Below are 9,129 nucleotides of genomic sequence, written 5' to 3' on the forward strand. Positions count from 1 at the left end.
TACTAAGGATTTCTTTGGTACAAAATATGTTGAAGAATTAAAGTATGCGCCTGAAAGGCGATAAGAACAAAAATAAAGCCTTTTTAGGCTTTATTTTTGTTCTTTATCCTCTCGATATTTATTCATTACTTCTGCAAATATATCTGCAGTACAAGGGGGAGTATAAGTAATAGAATTAGCTCCTGCTTCTATAGTAGTCAGTATACTCTTTTCTGTTGGACCTCCTGTCGCAATAATAGGCAGTTCCTTTCCATATTCGTCACGAATTTTCCTTACAATCTGAGCCGTTTTAGCTCCGCCAGATACATTCAAGATTCGTGCACCGGCATCTAATTTAGCTTTATAGTTATCGCATTCAGATACAACGGTAGCAATTATGGGAATATCAATCCTATTATACATTTTGCTAATAACCTCAGGAGCAGTAGGCGCATTAACAACTACTCCGTAGGCTCCCATTAATTCTGCCTGAAGAGCAATGTCTACAGACCTTTTGCCTGTAGTAAGGCCTCCTCCTACTCCTACGAACACAGGTACAGGAGCTACCTCTAAAATGGCCTGAGTTATAGAGAGTTGAGGGGTAAAAGGATAGACAGCAATTATAGAATTGGCATTTGTATTTTTAATAATAGCCACATCGGTAGAAAATAATAAGGATTTAATCCGGGTACCTAATATTTTTATGCCAGTAGCCTTATATATGGCTTGAGGAACTTCTATTATTCTAGATCTCAATTGGGATTTTACTTCAGGAATATATCTTTCCATTAGACACCTCCTAACTAAATAGCTTTTCAAGAAATGTTTTACACCTATATTTACCCTAGAAATATTAAACCAAACCTTTATTCCTAAAATATAAACTTAAATAAAAACAAATGCCCTAAAACCTTTAATAAGTAGTATGACTATAGTATAATAATATTATTACACATATAGACTATGAAGGAGGCCTAATACATGCGAGGATTAGAAGGATTAAATGCTCTATGGGAAACTTTAAGAAGTATTTTGCCATTAACGGCCATACTTGCATTTTTTCAAATAGTAATATTGAGAAAACCAATCGAGAACCTGAAAGAATTTGGCGTTGGCTTTTTACTTAGTGTATTTGGATTACACTTTTTCTTAAAAGGGGTTTCTATGAGTCTTTTTCCCTTAGGAGATTCAGTGGGTAATAATTTGGTGGTCTTGGAAAGGAAATGGGTCATAGTAGTTGTGGCTTTTATTATAGGTTATTTTGGAACACTAGTTGAGCCGGCTTTAAAGGCTTTAGCATTAGAGGTTGAGGAAATATCTATAGGAGCTATACCCCATAGAGTATTGATACATGCTGTTGCAATTGGGTTTGGAACTGGTATGGGTATTGGTATATTTAAGATATTAAATGGAGTATCCTATATAAAGATAATAGTACCTTTACTTGTGCTAATAATTGGACTATCCTTTTTTGCACCAGAAGAATTTGTATCGATTGCAATGGATTCAGCTAGTGCCACTACCGGTCCTGTAAACATTCCCCTTAATATGGCTTTAGCTATAGGATTGGCTAAGGTCGTTGAAAGTGCAGACCCACTTTTATCTGGGTTTGGAATCGTTGGGCTTACATCTATAGGGGCGATGATTTCTGTGTTGACATTAGGTATATTAACTAAAATATAGGGAGGGATATTCGTGGATGAAGTTAAATGTATAGTTGCAATTGTTGAACGGGGAAAAGCTGATAAAATAGTGGATAAGGCAAAAAAAGTCGGGGCTAAAGGTGCTACTATTCTCTATGGGAGAGGTACGGGAGAAAGTGAAGTTATGAGATTCCTAAATATCCATATTGAGGCTTCAAAGGAAATTATTATTGTACTCTGCGAAGAGAATAAATATAAACCGATATATGATATAATTATTGAAACGGGGAGACTTAAAGAACCGGGAACAGGCATAATATTTACCCTACCTGTATACAATTTAGTTGGGTTACACCATAGAAAAAAATTTGAAAAATAGATAAACTGTTCTCATTTATGGGAGGTGGAGTTAGTGTTTAAATGGAAGGACAATTTCAGCGTAAATATTGAAAGCATAGATGAACAACATAAAGAATTATTTAAAATAGGCAATTCCCTTTATGAAATTGTCTCAATTAAGGATGGAGTAGATAGATATGATGAAATAGTTGAAGTATTACATAGTCTAATGGATTATGCTGTTTATCATTTTAGTTTCGAAGAAAAAGTGATGGTGGACAATGGATATCCTAAATTTGAACAACATAAGAGGCAACATGATTCATTTATAACTAAAGTTAGATCTATAGACGAAGAGGAAATAGACGAAATGCAGAAAAAAATAGGAATGGACTTAATAATATTTATTGCAAATTGGATTGAAAATCATATATTAAAGACGGATATGGAATATAAAGAATTTCTAAATGATAAAGGTGTATATTAAAATTATATTTAGTATGAAAACACAAATCCAGGCTGGATGTAGTTAGTAGGCAAATCCAGTCTGGATTTTTTTAAATAAAACCATTGCATAAGCGTAACTAAAGTGTTATGATTAATATAGATACAATTAAATTTTAAATGCGCTCCGTACCGATACATAGTATAATGTTAGAAGGAGGTCTTTTGTATAATGAATAATAATCTAAAACTATTGATAAGGTATGCTATACTCATGGCATTGACAGTAGTTATGACTATGGTCGTACACATTCCTACTATTGGGACTAATGGATATTTAAACCTAGGAGATATGGTGGTGTTTTTAGCAGCTCTTATGCTAGGGAAAAAAGGAGGGTTTATTGTAGGTGGACTTGGATCATCCTTAGCAGATTTACTATTAGGATATTCTCATTATGCACCTATTACCCTTATAGTAAAGGGACTGGAAGGATATATAGCGGGAAGTTTATTAGAAACAAAAATAGGGAAAAGAAAACCTATAATTGCAACATCAATAGCTGGAATATTTATGGCTTTTGGATACTTTGTACCTGAAATATTTATGTATGGGAAAGGAGCCATAGCTTCTATCCCAGGCAATATTATGCAAGGATTATTAGGAGCGGTAACTTCTGTAGTGTTGTATACTGCATTGAAAAGGACTAAGGCATTAAATTAAAAAGCGACTAGGTTTTATCTTAGTCGCTTTTAATGCTAATTCTCTGAGTTTAGATCCTCATTCTTGTCATCTTTATCAATGTCTTATCATCATTCTTATCACAATCAATATTTAAACCTAAGTTTTAAGCGATAAATCATAAAGGTACATAAGTATTATTGAAAAGGGCTCAGTTACATCGCTTTAGCTTCTTCTCTATTTATTAATGCAATGGATTTATTTATAAATATTACTATTTCAATAGTATCTTTTAATATTGTAACTTTATTTTAAGATACTTTCTTTAAAGTTTTTTTCATAAATCCAAATAATTGAACCATTATTTTGTTAACATCTGTATTATCCATATGAACTGAGAACCTCTCAGAGCCTGGGCCGTAAGCCATTAAAGGGACATCGGTAGCAGTATGAGCAGTAGAAGCCCAACCAGTAATGGAATTTTTATTAAGAATATTTAGAATCGGTTCTATAGATTTTTCTTTTAGGGATTTCTTGATTTTGTTACTCTCTTCTAAGGTAAGAGGAATTCCAAGTTTTTCTTTAATTTCTTTTTCATAATTGTTTTCATCTAATATATTTGATAATTTTTCTAAAGAAATTTTTTGTTTTTTAAATTCTTCAGGTTTGAAATCATATATTCCATATCCACCTATTGCAAGTCCACCTGTTTCATGGTCTGCTGTTACTATAACTAGAGTATCTTTATCATTTTTGGCAAAATCTAATGCTACTTTAACAGCATCATCAAAAGCAATTACATCTAGAGCTGTAGTCGCCGGGTCATTTGCATGAGAAGCATGGTCTATTCTTCCGCCTTCTACCATTAAGAAAAACCCTTTATCTTCTTTGCTTAATAAGCTGATCGCTTTAGTGGTCATTTCTGCGAGACTTGGTTCTTTATATTTATCTCTATCTATCTCATAATCCATATGAGTCATATTAAACAATCCTAATATTTTCCCACTTTTAGCTTTATTTAATTCTTGCCTAGTTTCAATATACTGATATCCTAATTTTTTTGCTTCATCGATAAGATCTTTGTTATCATCTCTTTTTCCACTTTGGGATGAAGGTAAGAATTGTCTCCTTCCACCACCTAGTAATACGTTAACTCCCTTTGAAATCATTTGTTCTGCTATTTGATTTTCAGCATCTCTATCTGAGATATGGGAAGCAAATACAGCTGGTGTAGCATGAGTAATTCTTGTAGTAGTAACCAAACCTACAGATTTACCTTGTTTTTGTGATTTTTCTAAGATAGTTTCAAGAGGTTTTTTATTTGTATCTACACTTATATAACCATTGTAAGTTTTACTCCCTGTGGCAAGAGCTGTACCTGCGGCAGCAGAATCTGTAACCCATTTTTCTGCTTGAAAAGCTGGATGAGTAGACATAGTAGAATTGACAGGCATTAAATCCATGTGCAGATTACTACCTTTAACAATTCTACCTAAAGTAACATGGGAAGTTCCCATTCCATCTCCAATAAGTAAAATTATGTTTTTTACCGGTTTAGTACTATTTCCACTAACATCTTTTGCTATTACAAAATTGTTAGTTTGAAAAAATGGTGATAGTAAGATTACCAAACTTAAAATTAAACTTAATAGCCTGTTTTTTGAATTAATCATTAAAAACCCTCCTTTTAATTGTTGTTACCCTGATTATAAAGGAGGGTTATTAAATCTAAATTAAATTAAAGTTAAGATTTGGTAAATTAATATACCTAAAAGGCCCAATTCCCATTTTCAAATATTTGAATCTTTTCCCCACCCTTGGTTTTACCAATTATGCTTAAATCTTTTGACCCTACCATAAAGTCTACATGGGTTAAAGAATCGTTAACTCCTGCTTTTTCTAGTTCTTCATCTGTCATCTTTTCTCCACCTTCAATATTGGTTGGGTAAGCCTTACCTAAAGCAAAATGACAGGATGCATTTTCATCAAATAGGGTATTTAAGAATATAATATTTGATTGGGATATGGGAGAATCATAAGGAACTAATGCCACTTCACCTAAGTGTTTGGCTCCCTCATCTAAAGCTAATAAATCCTTCAATACTTCATACCCTTGTTCTGCTTCAAAATCCACTACTTTTCCATTTTTAAAAGTCAATTTGAAATTATCGATTAGATTTCCACCATAGTTCAATGGTTTTGTACTGTAAACTACCCCATTTACGCCAGTTTTTAAAGGCATAGTAAATACTTCTTCCGTAGGCATATTCGCTACAAAATAAACTCCTTTAGAGTTTTTACCTCCACCACCAGCCCATATATGGCCTTCAGGTAGTTCTACTTCTAAATCTGTACCATTGGAGGATCTATAATATAGTTTTTTAAATCTCTTTTCGTTTAAAAATTTAACCTTTTCTTCCAGATTCTTAAGATGATCTTCCCAAGATTTTACTGGATTCTCTAAATCCATACGAGTAGCTTTAAATATTGCTTCCCAAAGTTTTTTCATGGCTTCATCCTCTGAAACATGAGAAAAAACCCTTTTTGCCCAGCCTTTAGTTGGAATAGATACTACACACCAAGCATTAATATCGTTCATGGTATACTTTCTAAATTCCTTTAGAGTCATGGAGGAAGATTTGTTATGAGCAGCAATTTTTTTAGGGTCTATTTCTTTGAGTAACTCAGGGTCTTCTGAATATATGGACAGAAAACCTGCTCCATCTTCAGCAAATTCTTCTAAACCATCGGCGTACCATTTAGGAAAGTTCTCAAAGACTTCCATAGGGGCATTTTCATATTTCATCTTAGTTAGAGCTTCATCATTCCAGTTAACATGGACTTGTTTAGCCCCTAATGCATAAGCGTGTTTAGCTACTAGTCTTACAAACTCCAATCCTTCAATTGGAGAATTAATAACTAATGGTTGCCCTTTTTGAAGGTTAATACCTACTTCCACACATAGTTTTGCATATCCATCCAGTGTTTTTTCAAGATTTTCCAAAATATCACCTCGCATTTTTAGTTATTATGTACTTAAATATAGTTTATATGATATGGAAATGCTTGTAAATGGCTAAGGAGAAATTAGTAAAATAATTTAACAAGGTTTATTTAAACTTTGGAGAAAAGGAAGGAGTTTTGGAATTATTGTGGAAACAAATAAGTGAGAATAGGATACTACCTATATAAAAAAATAGCCCCAAAATTTAATTTTAAGGCTATTAAATCCTTATAGGTAGACTAGAGCTTATCATATGATAAAGATACATATTTCAAATCCTTTTAGTTATTCTATATACATTTATATTATATATTAAACAGATAAAAAAATAAATGCAAAATGGAATTTCAGAAAACATTGACAATTCAGAATTGATAAGCTATACTAATGTTAAATATGTTAAAGATACATTAAAAGATATAACTATACAGCTTTATATAGAAGGAGGTGAACTACGATCTCTATCTGTACAATTATTATCTCACAAGAATAGTGGGATAGAAATGAAAATATAGTTTTTAAACTATGACTTTATTATACGAGCTTCCTGTGATACATTAAAAATAGAAAATCCTCACAAATAAATTAAGATATAGTTGTAATTGGGAGAAAACAATTTCTTAATTTAAAGCAATCTGGTAATATGTCAAGAGGTAATTTTTAAGGAAAAGAAAAGAAACGCTTAAAAAGGGATAACCTTAATAGAACCTATGATTTCAACAAAAAATAGGTTCGAGAATTGGAGATGTTTTATTGAATCTTTCCAACTTTATCGCTGGAGTAGATTTGATTTTTAGTCAGCAATCCAAAAATCAAGCGTACTAATTTACGAGATGTAAGTGCGAATGCTCGTTTATGCTGGTGGATAGTCACCTCACCAAACTTTTTATTGTAATATTCATTGTATTCAGTTGAATTGTTTTTAACACTGTTGGCAGCTTCAATTAAATAGTACCTGAGATACTTATTGCCTGTTTTAGTCATATTAGTATCATCAGAGGTGTAATCTCCAGATTGGTTGACTCTCCAGGTTAAGCCTGCATATTTAGCTAAAGCATTATGGGAATTAAAAGCACCGATAGATCCAATTTCGGATAAAATACCACTAGCTAATACTGGACCAATACCTGGAATGGATCTTAAAGATTGGTATTCTGTAGTATTAATACCTTTAATATTCTTTTCAATAGCTTTATCAATAGTCTTAACCTCATTTTCAAAAGCTTTAATAAGGTTAAAGGAAGAAGCTATTGATACATTTAAAGGCTCATATAATACTTTATCTAATCGGTAAGAGTCCCTAGCAGCCTTTTGCAATAGTTTAGCTGTTTCTTGTGGATCACTAAATCGGTTCTTACCTTTTTCTTTAACGAAATCTACTAAATCTTCGATTGAAGAATAGGTAATATCGTCTAAAGATAAGAATTCAGTTAATACAGCTGCAGAGGTAGTACCATAATTATTTGAAAAGGGCTTATCATCTTTTTCAAGGACTGCTAGCTGACTAAACTTTAGATAAATATTAGAAACCATATAAGTTTTTTCACGTGTAATACACTCAACTAAATGGAGCCTATGGCGGGTAAGCCTTTGCAAAGCAAGAAACTGAGAACCACGCCAAGGGGAAGACTTAATTCTTTCACATATAGCAAAGTCGGCAATGATATATGCATCCAAAGGATCAGTTTTATTCATATCTACAAAAGACTTTCTGTAATTGGCAATAGTTTTAGGGTTAAGACAATATATCTTAGGTTCAAATAAAGCTAAATCATCATGTGAAGATAGGAAATTAGCTACATGAATACTATAAATAGATGTAGATTCTAAGGCAATAACAGCATATTTAAGGCTATTAGAATTTAAACATTCCAAGATGCTCTTTGCCATATATTCAGCACCAGGATTGTTATTCGAAGCCTTTAGATTAAGAAGTTTATTACCTTGAAAATCTAGAGCACATAAGACGTTGGTCTTAGAACTAACATCAATACCAACAAATAAAGTTGATAAAATATTGTTCTTCATATTATCACCGCCTTTCATAGGTAGTTGGAGAACAATTAGTAAAAGAGATATCCTAATCTTAGTCACTAACTTCAACCTCGCACTATTAGCATTCATCTTTGAAAATTACCTTGCTGTTGGTCTAGTCAAAGAGATGCAGCATCTGAGTTGGAAGATTATGATGACTAAGTCAGGAAGCATGCTTAATGGGCAATAACCATAAGGTTTTGCAAGGAGGAGCAGAATTATCCTTCGCTAATTATCCTTAGTTTAATTATAGCATTAGGATATCTCAATTAAAAATTGTATTAAAATATAAAACTATGTTTAAAAGACCCAGTAAAAAGTCTTTCTAAACATAGTATACGAGGAGGATTCACTATGAATTATAAACAAAATGAAAGATTAAATCAATTAGCAGATGAAACTTGATAGTGTCAAGTAATTGTTGGAAAACAATTAAAAAATAATTTTGTAAATAATATTAGAATACTAATCCTGTATTTATACAATGTAACGATCTATAATTTATATTTTAAATAAGCTGGTAGTGTAAAATAATTTGTGCTTTTAGGAAATAAAATTCTCTTTTCTGGCAAGAATCTAAATAAGACCAAAACTAGAAAGGAGAATTTTTTATGGCAACTTTACCAAAGGAAGTTTTAAGAAATATGATAGTAGATGGAGATTTAAAAACAGTAAATGATCTCCACACATATCTTAAAGAAATGTTTAAAGATGCACTACAAGAGATGTTAGAGGCAGAATTAGAGGTAGAATTAGGATATGTAAAAGGAGATAAAAAGAACAAAAATACAGATAATCGTAGAAATGGTACTACGAAAAAGACTGTAAGCACTCGTTTTGGAGAAATTGAGTTAGATATACCAAGAGATAGAAATGGCGAATTTGAACCAGTAGTAGTTCCAAAACATACAAGGGATATATCAGGTATAGAAGAACAAATAATATCCCTTTATGCAAGAGGAATGTCAACTAGGGATATTCATGACCAGGTAAAGGATCTCTATGGA

General features: G+C 32.2%; 9 protein-coding genes. 5 read left to right on the plus strand and 4 right to left on the minus strand.

Annotated features, from left to right (window positions below; genetic code table 11):
- Positions 1-90 precede the first annotated feature (90 nt).
- Positions 91-768 carry a hypothetical protein gene (locus CUL_RS0114420; protein WP_005587333.1) on the minus strand — a complete coding sequence of 226 codons (678 nt, stop codon included), beginning with the start codon at positions 766-768 and terminating at the stop codon, positions 91-93.
- Between the two features lie 192 nt (positions 769-960).
- On the opposite strand from CUL_RS0114420, the gene CUL_RS0114425 reads away from it, so the two are divergent.
- The 4 genes from CUL_RS0114425 (at position 961) to CUL_RS0114440 (ending at position 3,126) form a co-directional block, all read left to right on the plus strand.
- Positions 961-1,662, plus strand: a complete 702-nt coding sequence (locus CUL_RS0114425; protein WP_005587334.1) for a DUF1538 domain-containing protein — start codon at positions 961-963, stop codon at positions 1,660-1,662.
- Positions 1,663-1,674: 12 nt separating this feature from the next.
- Complete coding sequence (locus tag CUL_RS0114430) at positions 1,675-2,001, plus strand: P-II family nitrogen regulator (protein WP_005587335.1); 327 nt, start codon at positions 1,675-1,677, stop codon at positions 1,999-2,001.
- 33 nt (positions 2,002-2,034) lie between these two features.
- Positions 2,035-2,448 (plus strand): bacteriohemerythrin, encoded by a 414-nt coding sequence (locus CUL_RS0114435; protein WP_005587336.1) that lies wholly within the window; start codon positions 2,035-2,037, stop codon positions 2,446-2,448.
- 189 nt (positions 2,449-2,637) lie between these two features.
- Positions 2,638-3,126, plus strand: coding sequence for an ECF transporter S component (locus CUL_RS0114440; RefSeq protein ID WP_005587337.1), 489 nt, complete (start codon positions 2,638-2,640; stop codon positions 3,124-3,126).
- 269 nt (positions 3,127-3,395) lie between these two features.
- On the opposite strand, the gene CUL_RS0114445 is transcribed toward CUL_RS0114440, so the two are convergent.
- The 3 genes from CUL_RS0114445 to CUL_RS0114460 all read right to left on the minus strand — a co-directional run bounded on the left by CUL_RS0114445 (position 3,396) and on the right by CUL_RS0114460 (position 8,116).
- Complete coding sequence (locus CUL_RS0114445) at positions 3,396-4,757, minus strand: alkaline phosphatase (protein ID WP_005587338.1); 1,362 nt, start codon at positions 4,755-4,757, stop codon at positions 3,396-3,398.
- Between the two features lie 95 nt (positions 4,758-4,852).
- Positions 4,853-6,088, minus strand: a complete 1,236-nt coding sequence (locus CUL_RS0114450) for an aminopeptidase (protein ID WP_025642366.1) — start codon at positions 6,086-6,088, stop codon at positions 4,853-4,855.
- A gap of 750 nt (positions 6,089-6,838) precedes the next feature.
- On the minus strand, positions 6,839-8,116 hold the full coding sequence (locus CUL_RS0114460) for an IS110 family RNA-guided transposase (protein WP_025642368.1): 1,278 nt from the start codon (positions 8,114-8,116) through the stop codon (positions 6,839-6,841).
- Between the two features lie 617 nt (positions 8,117-8,733).
- Here CUL_RS0114460 and CUL_RS0114465 point away from each other — a divergent pair.
- On the plus strand, positions 8,734-9,129 hold a 396-nt coding region (locus CUL_RS0114465; RefSeq protein WP_025642369.1), incomplete at its 3' end, for an IS256 family transposase.

The sequence above is a fragment of the [Clostridium] ultunense DSM 10521 genome (genome assembly GCF_000511955.1).
Lineage (GTDB): Bacteria > Bacillota > Clostridia > Tissierellales > Tepidimicrobiaceae > Schnuerera > Schnuerera ultunensis.